This window comes from Leptospira sp. GIMC2001, assembly GCF_028462125.1.
Lineage (GTDB): Bacteria > Spirochaetota > Leptospiria > Leptospirales > Leptospiraceae.
In genome coordinates, this window is record NZ_CP115468.1 from 2,653,449 (window position 1) to 2,672,039 (window position 18,591).

Below are 18,591 nucleotides of genomic sequence, written 5' to 3' on the forward strand. Positions count from 1 at the left end.
AACTATTTGATTATCTTATTCTCAACTGCCACTTCCCAAGTAACAACGTCGGGAAGTTTGTCTTTCATTTCTTCAAGATATTTTGTTATTTTATTTCTATCTAAAAGGGTTGGATCGTAGTCCATCCTAAAATCATAAGATCCCAAATGGGCTGAAATTTTTGTAACCATTTCATCTTTAAGCAATCTTTGCCATTCCAATGAACCTTGCTTTTCAAAATAAGCGTAAAATTCCATTTTATCTTTGAATTTCGGAATCGGAATCGACTGAATACGAGCCGGTGGAAGACTTACCACTGCCCCAGCAATCGTATTGCTCTTGGTTCTCTGAATCGTAGTTTTTATTTCAGCAACTAAAAATGCTTTTATCTTGGAATCTAATGTATCCAAAAACTTAATTAAATCACTAGCACTGCTAAATTTAGGTGGTTTTAAGTATTTTTGAATATATTCTTCTTTGGAAATATTTTTCTCTTTAGCGCGCTCTTCTGTTCCATCTCCATCCATTATATCTGCTATAATATCAGAAATTTCTTTTCGAAATACAATCTGTCCGGATTTAGTTTTGGCGAGCATAGCCAATGTCTGAATGGACATGGCAAGTGATTTACCATTCAATTTTTCATATCCGCCAGCTTGAATGATTTTCTTTTCCAAATCTAAGATAGTCTGCTTGTAAGACTCTCGCGCTTCCATCTCTTTCAATCTTCCTGCAAGGGAATCTTCATATTGATAGAAGCCATCTTTTAGATTCAAAATTTTGAATTCGATCAATCCATCCCAGAGCCTCGCAGGATTCAAATAATTGAGAGTTCGCATTGGATCTGGAAAATACTTAGCATCTAACTTAGGACTGTTGAAACAATGTAGAGGATGGCTTCTCTCCGACATCAAGTCATGATAGTCAACCACGCATTCTTCAAGGTTCTGAATTTTATATACAGGAAACCCCAATAAAATCCCAAGAGAAATCATCTCGTAAGGTTTGCATACAGATGGAGCTTCAAAATTCTCAACGCTAATATTGGGTGAACTTTCTGCTCTTTTTTTATAATGATCCATACGAGCAGGAAGATCATTTTCTTGAACAAAGTTTATATCATCCCCTTCTTCATATGTATTCAATGGAAAATTCGATACCGTTCTATAGTATTCAACGGATTCCAATCCGGTTGAATCCACTGAGATATAGGGTCTTGAAAAATTATCCAATCTTTCTAATAGTCTTTTCAATGGAATTTTCTTTTCTTCCAATACTGACTTGATTCCAATTGAATCAAAAGATACACCTTCCATTCTGCTGTAAATCAATTGAAAGATTTTGGTTCTGATACTTTCTACTTCGATCTTCATGCGCGAAGCTTCAGAGACATCCAACTTATCATCACTTGCCTCTAGCTCAAGAGCTAGAGCTTCCCGAATCTCAGCTACTGGTCGATCAATCAACCCTGGATAACTTCTCTTGATTATATCTTGAAGTTCTGCTGGCTTCTTATCTAACATAGAAAGCCCACGAGTTGCAATCAAATGCGTTGTGAGAATCTGAGTCGCATTGTCTTCCCGATCCATTACGATAAAATCAACATCATTGGACATGTCTTCTACAGATAACCTGGAGTAGAAATACCTTTGTAGAAATTGATCAATCTCGTCGCCATTGATAAGATAGAAGAATAGAGGATTTTTCTTCTCAAGAAGTTCGAACTTGCCTTCCGTTATTTCTTCTTGTAGCAGCTTATGAAGACCCAAAACTTTTTCTTTGATCTGGATGACTTCATTGTTTCTGATTTCAAACACTGCAGCTTTTAGATCACGAATAAAAATTTCTCCAGCTGACAACAATGATTCGAAGACCAATTGACGGAAATTAAGATCTTGCATTTTGATAAATTGTCTTGCATATTCTTTATCAAAAGATGAACCACCTGCCTCAATCGCTTCCAGGCATTTTACAAGATCTTCTTTAGAATATCTTTGAAGAGCAACTCGTTCTTGGTAGTATTTCTTTTGATAGAGATCTAACTTCTCAACGATTAGTCCGAGGACAGTTTCGGCAAAAAAGAAACCTCGATTCGGATCCTTTAGATATTTATGAATTTCTGTAGTTAGGATTGTTTTGAATTTATCAATTTCCAATCTAGCGCGAGTATGGATTCGAGTCAGATAATTTTGTTTTATTTTCTCCGATTCTTCCGGCCCGTAATCGACCATGATTGATTCTAGCATCCCAACAATGGAACGTACATCGCCCTTGGGAAGTTGTCCTTCAAGTCTCGAATACCAGGTTTTGAATTCAACATCCATATCCATTTTATAGTCTGGATAGAGAGATTCGAAGAGTGATAAGCAATTCAGCCTTAGAGCGCGAACTAGTCCTTTATTGAGATCTCCCATAGTCTCGAGCAATAATTTAGGTGAGATCTCTTTTATAAAATTCTCAATCAATTTGACAGCTGTAATCTTATATCCGAGTGCTGCCATCTGTTCCACAGGATAAATAACTCGAGATATTCCGAACGAATTGTAACAAGCTTTTCTCTTGGATGCTTCTTCATTGGGAAAATAAACTGATACGCGAGTGGAATCATTGACCATACGCTCTTCGATCGCACCACCGATTGTTGAAGCAACAAAAGTAGAAATAAATTGACCTGTCAGATCCTGAACTTGGTCTCTTCCTTGAAGAGCATTGCCTGCCATATTGTCGATATCGAGTAGATAGAGCATTCCATTGTCAAAAATCTGATCATTAACAACAACTTCACGACCACCGGGATAAACTGCACGAAAACTATTGCCACTCATAAAATAATCGAATTCTTTGAGAGCAGCATAGGCATTGGCTCTTGCATTTTTATTATACACCACTTTCTTAAAAGCGGAAGGAAGAACTAAGATACAATACACTCTAGGAGTTGGCCAATGGTCTTTGAATATGTCTTTGATCATGGCTGCGATATCCAAGATCATACCGTTTCCAGTTCCACCGACAATAGAGCAGGTTATAAAAATAGAAATCTGTGCTGCTCGCCTAACATGAACAGCTTTGAAAGTAAAAGTCTGGCCGGCAAACCTTGTTGGGTTTACTGCAAAATGATAGCCCTTCTCATCATGAGGAAAGGATTCAATCTGAATCATATTTTTGGAATGGGGAGCAAGTATTGCTCGAGCTGCAGGATCAGGCTCCAACGCAATCAATTCTCGCCCCTTAGGAAATGACTCATTAAAATAGTATTTATTGACTCCAGGTTTGATCGCAAAAGAAATCATTTCTTCTTTTCGATCTTCTTCTTTAACATCAAGTAGTTGGAAATACTTTGGAGTATTCGGTAAGGAATCTAGCCTGTCTCTTTCACGAATTAAGGCTTCTCTGATTTTTTCTTGATTCTCAAAAAATGCAATTCGCCCAAGTGGTCTCGTCTGGTTCGCACCTTGTCCTGCTCTTGTGGAGATGTCGTAAACATCTGGATTTGGCAACCAATCATAGGATGGATCGGACTGGTATTTCTTGCGAAGGAAATCCAATGATAGCTCGGGTGGTGTGGGAGAAGAAAGATACAACATGCGACTTTCTTCTTGGAAAAATTGTTTAGATGGAAAACGATACTTTCCCCCCTGAGCTTCTATACTCGTTTCGATATCCGTTGTATCAATTCCAACAAATCGAAGATAGCGAAAAGCTTCATTAGGTAGATTGGACTCCATCCATTTCTTAACGGATAATACCCCTTTCATTCCAGATCCGCCGACACCTAAAATAATAGATTTTCGGACAGCTGGTTTATCACCTTCTAAAACTCTTTTGATTGATTTATGAACTGTACTCATGCTTTAGCAAATGGATCGATCATTGGGAATAGTCCATCCTCATTTTGACTGGCAGTGTCATAGCCTGGATAGATTTTGTAAAGTTTGAGAAAGAATTGTTTCTCTATGCAGGGAATCCCTGACTTGGTTGCAGTCTCAAAATCTTTTGTATAAAAATGAAATTCAAAAAAACTAGCACGGAATTTACCGTCTTGAGTCAGCCGATCTCCTAGTCGAAATCGAATTGGTTGTTGCGGATTGATATCTGCGTAACTTGGATCACCGCTCGCATCAGGAGTTGATTTGATATAGACTCTCATACGAGCACCCATTTCTTCAATCGCCGTAACTCCAGGAAGCATATAAATAATTTTGTTGCCTCGTCGGAAATCTATAATATATTCTTCCACAATTTTATCTGGTAGGTCATAGATATCTCGACTATTGCTTTTGTTGATAGACCGAATCATGATTGTTAGATGATGATCGGAGATTTCGGTCGAATAGGTCTTAATGGTTCCTTCTTTCTGTCCGATCGTTATAATTTTCTCAGGGCTATCCCCATGAACAGAATATTTATAAATCAAACCTGGATCGGGAAGATCACTTTGTTTCGGATGATTATCACGATTGATTGGCGAAACAACCTTCACTTCCTTCGGGACCGGTGTAGCCTTTCTAGGGGATTGCTCATCTGGCGTTACTGATTTAGTTTTTGGAGAATCAATATTTGTTTTGTACCGGTTGTCTAACGGAGACCGCACGCTTAACTTTTTTAAACGAATGAATTGATAAACTATCAAAAAAACCAAAAATATACTAAGCAGAAGCAAGAAATAGAATAAAGTTTCGAAGTTCTCTGCCTTCGATTCTATTCTTTTTATATACTCTGGGGAATAGGGACTTGAATATTGAGCAAGAAACCAGATCAAAATAAATTCTCCTTAAACGAAAATCCCATGAATAAAACAGTCGGTCGAACCCACAAACAATCGGTTATCAAAAATAATTGGTGAGCCATTTATATTACCTTCAGTCGCATACTTCAATACCAACTTGCCGGTCATTTTGTTAAGACCATACAAATGGTTATCTTCCGAGCCAAAATACACGTTATTCTCGTGAATCAAGAATTCGCTTCGAATACGTCCATCAGTATTGTATTTCCATTGTTCTTTGCCGTAAAAATTTAAACAAAAAACAGTACCAGAATCATTACCGAACAAAAAGTATTCATCATTGCCTTCCATAAATGAAATTATATCTGAATGAATAGGATTTCTTGCGGGAAATGTCCAAAGAATCTTGCCGGCATTAGGTTCAACTGCATACAAAACTCCATCCATTGAACCCGCAAGAAGAAAGCTACCTTTCTTAGCGAGATATGGTTTGGATCGAATTGGTCCGTCAGTTTTTACTTTCCAGCCACTACTAAGTCCATCCGCTGAATAAGAATACGAGTAAATATGTCGATCTTCGCATCCAATAAAAACTGATCCTCGACCAATTTCCGGCGAGGAAACACTCCCTGATATTCTTGTCTCCCAAAGTTTGCGGCCGAGCTTGCCAGTCTCACCGACTCCGCCCGCATAACAGTCATAAGCATGGATTGAATTCATTGAAGCGACAATTAGAACTTTTCCAGTCGATAGTAATTTCGAAAACACGGTCTGATTCATCGCCCTCTGCCAGATAGTTTCTGGCTCTAAAGGCTTACCTTCAGCATCCCAATTCAACTTAAGACCTGTAACTGTTCCTTGCTTAGTTACAACAAAAGCAATTCCATCTACGATTACAGCTCCTCTATAAAATGCGCCTGGGATTGTGATATTCCATGACGGTGCAGCCTTGCCGCCCTTCACTTCGAAAAGAATGACTTCTCCACGATGATTCAAGGAAAGAAAATATTGACCACCTTTTGGTGATTCTACTTGAACCAATCCTGCAGTGATATGTCCCTTAGTTCTAAAATCTTGAAAAGCTTGACCAGGTGCTTCGCCCGGACTATGGCTTTGAACTAATAAATCACCAAGTGGATCATCAGCTTGCAAGCCAGCACTAGAAAGATGAAAAACTTCATCCACTCTAAGTCTAGTTTTGGGATCGAATTCTTTGAGTTCTCTAAATGTGAAGGCCATAAATAAATTGGTTCAATTATATATAAACCAATCTATTCGGAAAGTAAAAAAAAAATTTAGCTGTTACTTACCTTTGTATTTTAAGGAAATCTGACCCGTTCTTGATATATCCAGGATTCCATACTTCTGCATGATCTGAATAAAATTAGTAACTTGCCTTGTGTTACCAGAAAATTCAACCAAGACCGACTCCAAGGTCAATTCAGCAATACTTGCATTGAAAGCTTCCAGAGTATTTAGGACTTCCACTCGAGTTGAATCCGTCAAGCTGACCTGAACTAAGACCAATTCCCGATTGATAGATTCATGATAAGCAAGATCTTCAACTGATAAAACATCCGGTAACTTCAGAAGTTGCTTCTTCACTTGACCAACTGTTGCATCGTCTCCGTTTACAACAATCGTCATAGAACTGATTTCTGGATTAGCTGTTACACCGACTGCGATCGAATCAATATTATAACTTCGTCTTGTAAAAAGTCCTGATACATGACTCATTACTCCAGGATGATTATTGACCAATATACTTAATGTATGCTTCATTTCTTTAACTTCATATGATCTTTGAATTGGATCATTTGTTTTTGTGATAGTCCAGATGGAATCATAGGGAAAACTTTTTCCTCTGCTGGAATCATAACCTCAATCAAAGCTGAGCCTTCATCTTTGAATAAAAAATCCAATCCTTTATCTATCTCGTCTTTAGAGGAAATTTTCAGACTAGGGATATCATAGGCTTGAGCAAGCTTCACAAAATCAGGATTGTAATTCCATTCTGACTCACTAAATCTTTCTTCATAAAACAATTCCTGCCATTGGCGAACCATTCCAAGAAAATTATTATTGAATATAACAATCTTCACTCCAAGTTTATACATCGAAATAGTTGCAAGCTCTTGAATATTCATTTGAATAGAACCATCGCCTGACACACAGATAACTGTTTTATCAGGTCTTCCGAATTTTGCACCGATTGCCGCAGGCAATCCATATCCCATAGTTCCAAGTCCACCAGATGTGAGCCAATTATTCGGTTCATCGAAGAGATAATACTGAGCTGCCCACATTTGATGCTGACCAACGTCTGTTGATACTATTGCTTGGCCTTTTGTCTTACGATACATTCTTTCAAGAAAATCTTGAGGTTTAATTGTATTGCTGGATGAATCATATTCCAATACATGCGTTTTCTTTAATTCTTGAATTCGTTCAATCCAACTTGAGCGTTCCACTTTTTTTACAAAAGGTAGAATCTCGCGAATGGAATCTTTTAGATCACCATGTAAAATATAATCCACATCGATCCGCTTGTTAAATTCCGCTGAATCAATATCTATATGGGCACGAATTGCTGTTTCAGCAAATTCGCCCACTTTTGCAACGCGGTCATCGAAGCGTGCACCCAAATTCAAAATATAATCACATTCGATTACTGCTTTATTCGCATATGCAGTTCCATGCATACCGAGCATTCCAAGGCTAAGTTCATGGGTTCCCGGAAAAGCCCCGATTCCCATAAGTGTGGTAGTAACAGGAATATTTCCCGCTTCAGCGAGTAATTTTATTTCAGCTGCAGCAAAAGAATTTATTGCACCGCCACCCACATATAGAAGCGGACGTTTTGCACGGTTCAATGCTTCCGCAAAATCTTCCACATTACCGACAACTTTTGGTCTCTCATAATGTCTGGAATCAATTTTCAACTTACCTGCTTTGCGAACATTCGTTAGTTGAGTTTGTACATCTTTTGGAAAATCCAAAAGTACAGGACCTGGCCTGCCTCCCATTGCAATTTTCGTAGCTTCTTCAAAATGACGAGCGATGTCATCCGCTGACTTCATTAGGGCATTGTATTTTGTAATAGGGATGGTAATTCCAAATATATCAGCTTCTTGGAAAGCATCTGTTCCAATCACATTTGTGGCAACCTGTCCGGTGATTGCGAGAACTGGAACTGAATCCATTTTTGCGTCAGCTAAACCCGTAACCAAATTGGTCGCACCTGGACCCGAAGTTGCGATACAGACACCCAGCTTGCCGGTTGCCCTTGCATAACCTTCAGCCATATGAATTGCACCTTGCTCATGGCGCACCAGGATATGTTTTATTTTGCTATGATACAGTTCGTCATAGAAAGGAAGAATTGCGCCTCCGGGATATCCGAAAGCAATATCAACTCCTCTTTCTTCTAAAAGTTCAACGAGTAGCCTCGCGCCTGAAATTTTGTCTGGGTTATCCATGAAATTACTCTTAAAAGTCATGACTCCATAGAATAGGAGGAAGTCAACTTCGTTTCCTGCCAAGTTTCCACTGCTTTCCATTCATTCGCCTTGCTTTTGTAATATTCTTACAACATTAAAACATAAATAATCATACATTTTGGCTCACGAAAAAATAATTCAGTAAAGGCTTTACAGAAATGAAATCGAATGATTCCAATGATTAAAATAGTCAAATGATATAGAGATATTTTTTTTTAGTATCAGAAGCAAACAAAGATAAACGAAAAAGTTTTAAGCAAAATGGATCCACTATCAGAAATCAAAAACGGCAACCCAATCACAACTCCAACGAGTGAAGAAGAAGAACATTTTGCAAAAATCAAAAGTTTAGCGAAAGAGGCATATAGATATCTCGACGCGAGAAAATATTCGGAAGCTAAAGCTAAGCTAGAAAATCTACTTGAGGTTGATCCAGCCAATACTTATGGACTTGTGGGAATGGGGGATCTTCTTTTCAAAACCAAAAATCCTGAGTCCGCTGTTGAATTTTATAAAAAATGTCTAGATGCAGATTCATCGAATAAATTTTCCCTAATGGGAATTATGAATTGCTATCGGGATCTCAATCAACTTAAGAAAGTAATTGAGGTCGCTGAAGAATTTCGCCATATTATGATTACCGATGCAAGTATTCTTTCTCGTGTTGCTGATGCCCATCGTAAGCTAAAGAATTTCAAAGAATCCGAAGTCTATTATATGGCAGCTCTACAGATCAATCCGAATGATCAATATGTGATCGTTGGCTTGGGTCATTTGTATTTTGCCTGCCAAAGGTACCAAGAAGCGATTCAATGGTGGGAGAAATTACTTTCCACACAACCAAGAAATATAAAAATTTTGACCGAGATTGGCAATAGCTATCGTAAGATAAAAGATTTTGAAAAGGGGATCATATATTATGAGAAGGCAAGAAGCTTAGATGATAAGAACTTTTTTGCACTCTATGGTCTTGCAGAATCTTATCGGGGTATGAAAAATTTCGAGAAGGCGATTGAATTTTGGGAAGCGATATTAAAATTTGATCCAGACAATAAGCTCATCATCAATCGTTATGCAGATAGCTTACGTGGAATGGGTGAGTATGATAAGGCTCTCGAGTGCTTCAATAAAATTCTCCTAGCAGGTGATGACTACTATGCCCTACTTGGAAAGGCTGCTTCCCTTCGACTCATTGGTGAGATTGGCAAAGCGGAAGATATATACCAAGAACTAAGAATAAAATTTCCGATGGATCCAAGACCTTCTCTTGAATTAGCGGATCTATGGTATCATACAGATCGAACGCAAGCTGCGATTGGAGTTTTGGAAGAAGCTATAAAAAAATATCCTAACAATTCCGAGATTGTAGATCGACTCGAAAACTTTAAGTTAGGTGACTAAATCACTAATTTCTAAAAAAATAAGATTTTGATTTGTTCGAATCAAATCTGCATTTTCTATCAAATATCATTCTGAAGTTCGAAATTGAAGTCGAAAAGTCCAAGTTGAAGTTCGAGTTCAAGTTGGTAAGCGATTTTGTTTTCTTGAAGCTTTGGGATTTGAAAAAGAAGCGGATTTTGTAGAATTCTAAAAAAGGTTAAAATTTGAAGTAAAATACTCCACACCTGAGTTGCCTCAGGCGTAGAGCTGTTCCATTATTAATGACGTGGTCCTCGTCTTGGTTTATCGGTATTAGGTTTTGCTTCGTTTACACGTAGACTTCTACCTTCGATTTCCTTTCCATTGAGTTGACGAATTGCTTCTTCACCCTCTTGGTTGTTAGACATTTCAACAAAGCCGAATCCTTTGGATCTTCCTGTTTCGCGATCGATAATAATTTTGCTGTCTGATACGGACCCGAATTGAGTAAATAGTGCCTCAAGAGCGCTGTCAGTCATACCATATGACAAATTTCCTACATAGATGTTCATCTTAAAATTCTCCTAAATCTCTGTGCAAAGAATGCACACTACGTCAAGTGAATTTTTGAAACATTTAAAAGCAAGAAATTAAAGTGCGTTAGATTTTTTTGCCCTTATCCAACCGAAGCCCTAGGTAAATGCTCTGCAAATGTTCGAGCTTGTTCCAGTTTCAAAGAGACAAGTTTGGATATACCTGCTTCTTCATTTGTCACACCAAAGATTGCATTCGCGCGAGAAATAGTGGATTGGGCATGTGATATCACAATAAACTGAGTTTTATCTTTGAATTTATCTAAGATTGCACAGAATCTCAATTTATTCGCTTCATCCAATGCAGCGTCAATCTCATCTAGAAAACAGAAAGGCGAAGGTTTTACCATATAAATCGCAAACATCAATGCAATAGCAGTAAGAGATTTTTCTCCTCCAGAAAGCAATCGTAGGTTCTGAACATGCTTACCTGGCGGCTCTGCCAAGATCTCAATTCCGGAATTCAATGAATCTTCTTTCTCAGTAAGTTCCAACGATGCACGACCACCTCTAAACAATGTGGAGAAAGTCTCTTGGAAATTCTCCCGTATACGTTCAAAAGTCTCACGAAATAAAACTTCCGATTCTTTATTGATTGCATCTAGAACTGTTTCAATATCTCTTTTAGATGATTCAATATCTTCCTTTTGCTTTCTATGGTGTTCGTAGATTTCTTTTGTATTTCTATACTCTTCTATTGCAAGAGGATTGATCGATCCTAATTGTTGAATTTCAAATTTGGCGTTGCGTAGTCTTGCTTCTTCATCCGTTTTTTTCAATTCGAGTTGGGATCTCTCGTTTTCTAATTCTAATTCAGTCATCGAGTAATCGTTGTAGAGTTCTTCCGATACAGATTCGATCTGAACACGAAGAGCTGAGCAATTTTTCTCTTTCTCAGTAAGAATGGGAAAGAGTCCCTGGAATACTTCTTGATTCTTGGCAATATTGCTCTTAAGTTCATGGATACTTCCCAAAATTGCTTTTAGCGATTCTTTCTGGGATTCAAGAGCCTTACTCATAGAAAGAAATTCATTGTATGAATCTTCAATTTCTTTCTCAAGTTTACGAACTTCTTCTTCGAATTCAAATTTACGTTCCTGCAAATGCACAAGCGACTCTGCAATACCCTGAATTCGTTCAGAAAGTTCTTTTTCTCTAAGAACCAAGCCTTCTTGGTTTTCTTGGAGATTGGATTCACGAGCTGTATTCTCTAGAATTTTCTTTTCTAATGTAACGATTTCGTGTGATTTAATTTCTATATCGGAACGAAGTGTATCCATTCTTTCTTGTGAAATTCGATTAGCGCGTGTTAGATTCTCATTATCCAAAATCAAATCTTCCATCCGACGATCTAGATCTTCTTTCTTAGAGAGGATTCCGTCTTTTTCCAAAAACATAGATCGGAAGTGGTCATCCAAGTCCATATAATTCTGCAAATTCAATTTGAATCCAGATAGATCAATCTGCTCGATCAAGGAGACAACATTGTTCGAATTCCCTTGGACGATTTGATTTTTCACATCTAGGAATTGAGATGTATAATTCTCTAAAGTATTCAAAAGTTCTTCTTTAAGAACCAACCTCTCCTCTTCTTTGCCTTGAGCATCTTTCTTTCTAGACTCAAGAAGAAGCACGAGTTCCAAAATTACATCCCTTGTTTCTTCACGTAATTTCGTATTTGTCGTCTCATTATCACTTAAGCGAATTTCTCTCTTCTTAATTGCTTCAAGTTCGGCCTCAACCTCTGCCTGTAGGTCGTTTTTTAAAGTCGAGACAAGAGATAATTCTTCACGCAAAGCTTCACAGGTTTCTCTTAGATTTTGAATCTGAGTTAGAATGGATTCTCGTTCCGACTGCAATCGAACCAATGCTTCATTTTCTTTTCGAATCGAATCGTTCATTTCCAAAATTCGGTTATCATAGTCCAAAATAATTTCTTTATTTTTGGCAATTTTTTCTTTCTGAACTTGAGTTCGAGATAGATGATCCATTAATTTTTTATCAATTTCTACGATTTCTTTTTCTACATTGGATTTATCTTGCTCAAGTGCTTCGATTCTCCCGGTCTCCTCCGAAATTTGAGACAATAGGAGTTGATTTTTTTCTTTTATTTCTGCAAGTTCCGACTCATATTTATGAAGTCTGATTTTGAAATCACGAATCTTCATATACCGAATATTCTTATCAGCTTCATTCATATCGTTCTTTAATTTGAAATAAATTTCAGCTTTCTCAGATTGCCTCTCTTTAGTCTCCATTTCCTTTTGCATTGAGTGCAAAATGTCCGAGATGCGTTGGAGATTCTTGTCAGTATCATCTAGTTTTTTTAAAGCTTCTTTTCTTTCTAATTTGAAACGTGAAATGCCGGCAGCTTCTTCGAAAATGGCGCGCCGCTCTTCTGGCTTTGAATTGAGAAGCTGATCAACTTTACCCTGTTCCATGATCGAATAACTGGACTTGCCAATTCCCGTATCAAGAAGCGTCTTCTCAACATCTTTGCGTGCAGAACGTACGTCGTTTATATAATATTCATTTTCTCCATCAGGGTATAGTCTACGTGCGATTTTAAAATGTGGATAATCAACATGAAAGAAATGGTCGGAGTTATCAAAAAGTATAGAGACTTCGGCAAAGCCTGCAGATTTGCGAGCTTCGGATCCGTGAAAAATTACATCGTCCATCTTCTCACCACGTAAACCTTTTGCAGACTTCTCACCAAATACCCATTTTACCGAGTCGACAATATTCGATTTACCGCATCCGTTCGGTCCAACAACTGCAGTAAATCCTGGATCAAAGACAATTTCCGTCTCATCAGCAAAAGTTTTAAATCCAACAATATTTAAGCTTTTTAAATGCATGTTATTCTCTTTATGTCTCTTTTTGTTTTAGAATGAAAATTCCCTATTGACCAGAATTTCCTGAGGTATAATTTTACCTGTAAGTATTATGTCTCAAACTCCAGATCGTCTGCAAAGTGAAATTTTTAAACGCAAACCATATTTGCAAAATTATTTTGTTTTGTCGGATGATGACTCTTCTGACTTGCAATTGCTTCCTACAAAAATTCAAAAATTGAATTCGCTGGAGAGTTTATCAGCATCCAGTGAAACTACTGAATTCGCTGGATCTGAAAATGCAAATCTTGGTGACGATTATGTCTCATTGGATAGAGATAAGGATTCTGATCATGATGTTAGCTCTGTGGATTATGTCACATTGGATGAAGGAGAAAACTCAAATCCTAATGTAAACACTGTGGATTATGTCACATTAGATACAAATAAGGATTCGATTCTTGATGCAGATGCTAACTTGAATTATGTCTCATTGGAAAATGATATGAATTCGAATCCGGAACTAATTCGTGTGGATTATGTCTCATTGACTACTGATGAAGATAAAAATTCTAATCCTGATGGAGACTCTGAGAATCATGTTTCATTCGAAACTGATCAACGATCGGAAAATATTCCCGATTTCACTAAATCAGAAAACATCGAGTCTGAAATTCCAAAAGAGGATATTGCTTCAATCCAATCCAAGTCAAATAGAAAATTGGAATATTCGAATGATCGTGGAGCAAATTCTACTCCATTGAGTAAATCAATAATTCAAGAAGAGTTCGAGAACAAAATACTTTGTAACTATGTAACAAAGAATCAAGTAAATTTGGCAAGTTCTTATGACAGTTATACACAAGCGCAGAGAAATTTTGATACATCCTCACCTTCTGACAGGGATTTGGTAATTTTACTAGGACTCGGAAACCCAGAAATAATCAGATACAGCAATTCCAAAATCCCACCTAACCAAGTAATCATTGCAATTGATGATAGTGAAAAAATAGTTCCATTGCTATGGAATCAATATTTGCAAGAATTTGCAAAAGTTCCTGGAAGACATATATTTTGCGGTGAGAGCTTTATTAGTTTGCTATGGAACTATTTCGACGGACTCCCTATTGAACGAATCTCTGGAGTAAAAATCATTCGAAATAAATCGAGTATCGATTCCAATCCAAATTTTTATCATCATGTGGAGGAAAGAATTCTTGCAACGTTTAGTGCAAAGATGAGTGACTTGCTTACCAAATTTGAATTTGAGACTTTATGGACTTCGAATATACTCAGAAACACAATAAGATATTTCCATTCTGGTAATAATTTTTTGATATCTGATTTTAGAGATAAATTGCAGTCGATTCCGGCTTTACTCGTATCAGCGGGTCCAAGTTTAAGAAAAAATTTGGAATTTATTCATAAATTTCGAGACAAATTTTTTATAATGTCATGCGATACATCGCTAAAAGTATTATTAAAATACAATATAATTCCAGATGGAATATATACCCTGGATGCTCAGATGAATAGTATTTTTCATTTTCTTGGTGAGGATATTCGAAAAGTTCCGTTGTTTGCTGACATGGTTTCTGCCCCATATCTACTAGACACGATCAAACCTAGATCCGTAGTATTTAGTATGACAGCAAAGTATACAAATGATGCTGCGGGCAATCTCAATCGCGAGGTAACTGCAGGTGGAGAATTTGCTCAAGATTGGATCGGTGACATCGGTGATATTCAATCAGGTGGATCGGTTGCAACAACTGCCTTTGATGCATTGCGCTTTATGGGATGTAAAGAAATATTTTTTATTGGTCAAGATCTTGCCTATACTGGTAGAGAAATTCACTCTACAGGAACTCATCATAACGAAAAATGGCTCGGACTCATAAATCGAAAAAATAGTTTAGAAAGAATCAACGAGATCATAGTACGAAAACGAGATACTAGATACGTAGATTCAATTAATGGATCGCAAGTTTTAACCGATTATGTTCTAGATTTATACAGAAGTTGGTTTGAAGAATCTGCTTCTTCATTGGCGAATATGCGGTTAATTAATATTGGATTGAATGGAGCAAATATTTCTGGAATGGAAAATATGCAATCCCATGAAGCCGAAGTTATATTAGCAACGAAGCAATCTCATAATTATCCTTGGAGAAATTGGAAGCCATGGATAGATCAAAGTTCTAAAGATGCCCAGCCAACTCACATCAAAAAATCTGATCGGCAAGATCCAGCCAATGTCATTTATGATGATATTTTAGACCTACTCAATAAAGTGAAAATTTGGAAGAATTCTGAAAACTATAATGTCGAAATTGAATCTTGGTTCAAAAGTAGATTGTATCTAAGACGACTGTATCGCAAAACAGAAGTTTATCTATTGCGGCATAGAGACCAACTCGATTCTATTCGAAAAAGAAAATTGACATTGGATACAATTGAGAGGGAGTTTAAGAAGTTAAAAAGAAAAATCTATCCGATGATGAACCCTGATTTCTTTTCCAAAAACAATCGATCTTCATCATAAAATTCTGGAAAGTATTCAAAAAATAATTTCTGACTAACAACTCGATAAGCATAGGGATGGGTTTCTTGAAATTCTTCAGAGAATTCTTGACTCGGTAACTGATGAAATCCTATTCGATCCTCAAATTGATAAAATTCTTCTTTGGTAAATTTTTTATCTCTTTGCATTGCATATTCTTTTAGAATACTCCAATCTAATTTGAATTGCATTCTTGATCCTCGAAACGCAGGAGATCGTTCCATTAAATTGACCATTCTTACAAGCGGGCATTCTTTTCGAAAGTATGGCGCTATATAGACCATTACGAATCGATGCGAACAACCCATAGGCTCCCAAACTCTATCAATCTGTTGCTCAAAACTTTTTTCTGTATCGATCTGATCAAGCAAAAGTTGCAATTGAGGAACTGATTTCCTTGCTCGCAAGAATGCATTCTGTTCTTCGTAACCAAATTCGCCATAGTACAACCATTTATAAAGATCTTGAATTTCGATATTTTTGTGAAAATCGAAAAATCGACTCATAAGATATATCTTAGCTTGCTTCGATAGAACCGAGTCTCTTTCTAATTTCATTTTGAGTCCAAATTTGCAGAGCTTCCTTTTCTCAAAGTTGCTTTAAGCTCTTGACCTTTATATATTCTAACCAAATTCTCGCGATGACTAATGATAATTACAAAAGCTACAGCAGATAAAACATAAAGTAGCGGAAAAGATAAAGCCGAAACTACACGAAGGCTATCGAAAAAATAATAAATGATAGGCATAGACAAGCTCGCTATCATAGATCCGAGTGATACATATCCAGATAATTTATAGACAACAAAAAAAACACCAACTGCAGCAAGCGTTGTTAGGGGGACTAAAGAAAGGCAAACTCCAAGGGCTGTTGCAACACCCTTTCCACCCTTAAACTTAAGAAATGGAGTATATACATGTCCAAGAATTGCAAGACAACCAAGCAATAACGATAGATTCAGGGGAATCCAATCATGCAGATCCGCGGCAATAAATTTGCCAAATAAAACTGGAATCGCACCCTTTGCTACATCCAAAATCAAGACTATGAACCCGTATTTCCAACCTATAACACGCCCAACATTGGTAGCTCCAATATTTTTACTTCCATGTTCGCGGATGTCAACGTTTGTAAAAAATTTCGCAATTATAAATCCAAAAGGAATAGCACCAAGAATATAGGAAGCTATTCCAAATAAAACAACAACATTCATTTCTCATTCGACCTAATTTCAATTTTTACAGGAACACCACCCAATCCAAATTCACTATTGATTTTTTTTCTAAAATAACTCAGAACATTGGGTGTAAACAATTCCTTACTATTGACAAAGAAAATTACATGGAATGGTAAGGCAGATACTTGAGTCGCATACTTAACTTTAGGTGGTCTTTTGGATGCCATCGCGATCTTACCATCCGATAGCCATTCTTTGATTTTTTTGTTAAGCTCAGAAGTAGATACTTTTACCTTAGTTCGATCATCCAATTCCCATACTTTATCAAGTAAAGAATTCACTCTCTGCCTTGTCATAGCACTCAAAGTTATAATTGGTTTATCTGTCATCGCGGGAAAGCGAGATAATATATCTTTTTTATAATTATTTAGCGTTTTATCTGTTTTGTCTGGAATCAGATCCCATTTATTGAATCCAATTACGACTGGTTTACCTGATTTTTCTAAATAAGCAAATATCCTTTTGTCGTAATCGCCTACTCCTTTCGTTGCATCCAGTAAAAATACAACCAAACCTGACTCATCGATCGAACGAAGTGTACGCTTATAAGAATAAAATTCTAAACTCTCGGCCGTTTTACTTTTCTTTCGAATTCCAGCTGTATCTGTAAGCTCGGCTAATTTATCTTTGTATTTAAAATACGAGTTCAAAGAATCTCTTGTAGTTCCGGCGATCTCACTTACAACCGCTCGCTTATAACCAAGAATTGCATTGAGAAGGGAAGATTTGCCAGAGTTGGGTTTACCAACAATTGCGATTTTTAGATCAGGAACAAGCATCCCAGAATCACGATGGTTCGGTAGTAATAGATTGATTTTCTCGAATACAAGTCCAAGATTTCTCTTGCCTAGAGCCGATACAGGAATTGCTTCTTTCACTCCAATTCTAAATAAATCTTCAAGATCCATTTCTTCTTTCTCGGAATCTGCTTTGTTTGCAACAACCAGAGTTGGGATCTTACGTAAAACTTTATCTTTACGAAAAAGTTCCATAAGCCTATGATCATATTCTTGAATATCTTTCTTATCCATTACATGAATGATAAGATCAGATTCGCTTAGATGATTCATACTAACTTCAATTATTGACTGAGACATCTCATCGAGTGAATCTAAATCTAGACCTGGTGTGTCTCTCAAAAGTATAGGCCCAGTTAAATCATCTCGATCAACGAAAATCTCTAATACATCCCTCGTTACACCGGGAATATTTTTTGTAATCGAATGTGCAGCTTTGCCTGCAAGTCTATTGTATAGAGTCGATTTACCGACATTTTGCCTTCCGACAATTGTTACTATAGGAGGCTTTTTCATGTTCGTAATCTTCCCTTCATTGCTCTTTCAATTTCAATTTTTGCATCTTTCTTCTGCAAATCTTCTCGTTTATCATATAATTTCTTTGGTTTTGCTATTGCGATTTGCACTTTAAATCTTCTATTATCTTTGAAGTAACATTTTACTGCAACTAACACCAAACCTTTTTCTTTTATTGCCTTTTCCATTAAGGAAATTTCTTTCTTATGAAGTAGCAATTTTCTTGGGCGTATTTCAATATGTTCTGAGTAACCTTTGTTTTTATATTTCGGGATTTGTAGATTTTCTAAGAACACTTCGCCCCGCTTTACCTTTGCAAAAGCATCAGTAAGATTTCCCTTTTTTTCTCTTAGCGATTTTACTTCGGATCCTGTAAGAACCATTCCCGCTTCAAAGATTTCTCCTAATTCAAAATTGAATCTCGCTTTTTTATTAACGAGAGCATCAGGTGCTTTAGATTTTGAATTATCAGTCTTAGACATTC

General features: G+C 36.9%; 13 protein-coding genes. 2 read left to right on the forward strand and 11 right to left on the reverse strand.

The genetic code is table 11. The features are described from left to right. Positions 1–2: 2 nt before the first annotated feature. From O4O04_RS13775 to ilvB, 5 genes are all read right to left on the reverse strand, one after another. Positions 3–3,827: a tubulin-like doman-containing protein gene (locus O4O04_RS13775; RefSeq protein WP_272532341.1), complete on the reverse strand. Its 3,825-nt coding sequence runs from the start codon at positions 3,825–3,827 to the stop codon at positions 3–5. Beyond that, positions 3,824–4,738, reverse strand: a complete 915-nt coding sequence (locus O4O04_RS13780; RefSeq protein ID WP_272532342.1) for a hypothetical protein — start codon at positions 4,736–4,738, stop codon at positions 3,824–3,826. The genes O4O04_RS13775 and O4O04_RS13780 overlap by 4 nt, the downstream gene beginning before the upstream one ends. Positions 4,739–4,750: 12 nt before the next feature. After that, complete coding sequence (locus O4O04_RS13785; protein WP_272532343.1) at positions 4,751–5,944, reverse strand: outer membrane protein assembly factor BamB family protein; 1,194 nt, start codon at positions 5,942–5,944, stop codon at positions 4,751–4,753. Positions 5,945–6,007: 63 nt separating this feature from the next. After that, entirely contained in the window at positions 6,008–6,487 is a 480-nt protein-coding gene (ilvN, locus tag O4O04_RS13790) for an acetolactate synthase small subunit (RefSeq protein WP_272532345.1), read from the reverse strand. Beyond that, the gene (gene ilvB, locus O4O04_RS13795; RefSeq protein WP_272536105.1) at positions 6,484–8,184 is read right to left on the reverse strand and encodes a biosynthetic-type acetolactate synthase large subunit; all 1,701 of its coding nucleotides are present in this window, start codon (positions 8,182–8,184) and stop codon (positions 6,484–6,486) included. The genes ilvN and ilvB overlap by 4 nt, the downstream gene beginning before the upstream one ends. A 282-nt stretch (positions 8,185–8,466) precedes the next feature. Between ilvB and O4O04_RS13800 the strand changes: the two genes are divergently transcribed. Beyond that, positions 8,467–9,606: a tetratricopeptide repeat protein gene (locus O4O04_RS13800; RefSeq protein ID WP_272532347.1), complete on the forward strand. Its 1,140-nt coding sequence runs from the start codon at positions 8,467–8,469 to the stop codon at positions 9,604–9,606. 257 nt (positions 9,607–9,863) lie between these two features. On the opposite strand, the gene O4O04_RS13805 is transcribed toward O4O04_RS13800, so the two are convergent. Both O4O04_RS13805 and O4O04_RS13810 read right to left on the reverse strand, forming a co-directional pair. Next, complete coding sequence (locus O4O04_RS13805; RefSeq protein ID WP_272532349.1) at positions 9,864–10,136, reverse strand: RNA recognition motif domain-containing protein; 273 nt, start codon at positions 10,134–10,136, stop codon at positions 9,864–9,866. 104 nt (positions 10,137–10,240) lie between these two features. Beyond that, positions 10,241–13,018: a chromosome segregation SMC family protein gene (locus tag O4O04_RS13810; protein WP_272532350.1), complete on the reverse strand. Its 2,778-nt coding sequence runs from the start codon at positions 13,016–13,018 to the stop codon at positions 10,241–10,243. An 88-nt stretch (positions 13,019–13,106) separates the two neighbouring features. Between O4O04_RS13810 and O4O04_RS13815 the strand changes: the two genes are divergently transcribed. Further along, entirely contained in the window at positions 13,107–15,539 is a 2,433-nt protein-coding gene (locus O4O04_RS13815; protein ID WP_272532352.1) for a 6-hydroxymethylpterin diphosphokinase MptE-like protein, read from the forward strand. Here O4O04_RS13815 and O4O04_RS13820 read toward each other — a convergent pair. Genes O4O04_RS13820 through smpB form a run of 4 tightly spaced genes read right to left on the reverse strand, consistent with a single transcriptional unit; the run spans position 15,485 to position 18,589 of the window. Continuing rightward, a complete protein-coding gene (locus O4O04_RS13820; protein WP_272532353.1) occupies positions 15,485–16,114 on the reverse strand; it encodes a hypothetical protein in 630 nt (209 codons plus the stop codon). The genes O4O04_RS13815 and O4O04_RS13820 overlap by 55 nt on opposite strands. Next, positions 16,111–16,770: a glycerol-3-phosphate 1-O-acyltransferase PlsY gene (gene plsY, locus O4O04_RS13825; RefSeq protein ID WP_272532354.1), complete on the reverse strand. Its 660-nt coding sequence runs from the start codon at positions 16,768–16,770 to the stop codon at positions 16,111–16,113. The genes O4O04_RS13820 and plsY overlap by 4 nt, the downstream gene beginning before the upstream one ends. Next, positions 16,767–18,107 carry a ribosome biogenesis GTPase Der gene (der, locus tag O4O04_RS13830; protein WP_272532355.1) on the reverse strand — a complete coding sequence of 447 codons (1,341 nt, stop codon included), beginning with the start codon at positions 18,105–18,107 and terminating at the stop codon, positions 16,767–16,769. Before der ends, plsY begins: the two co-directional genes overlap by 4 nt. Then, positions 18,104–18,589 carry an SsrA-binding protein SmpB gene (gene smpB, locus O4O04_RS13835; RefSeq protein WP_272532356.1) on the reverse strand — a complete coding sequence of 162 codons (486 nt, stop codon included), beginning with the start codon at positions 18,587–18,589 and terminating at the stop codon, positions 18,104–18,106. The genes der and smpB overlap by 4 nt, the downstream gene beginning before the upstream one ends. Positions 18,590–18,591: the final 2 nt, after the last annotated feature.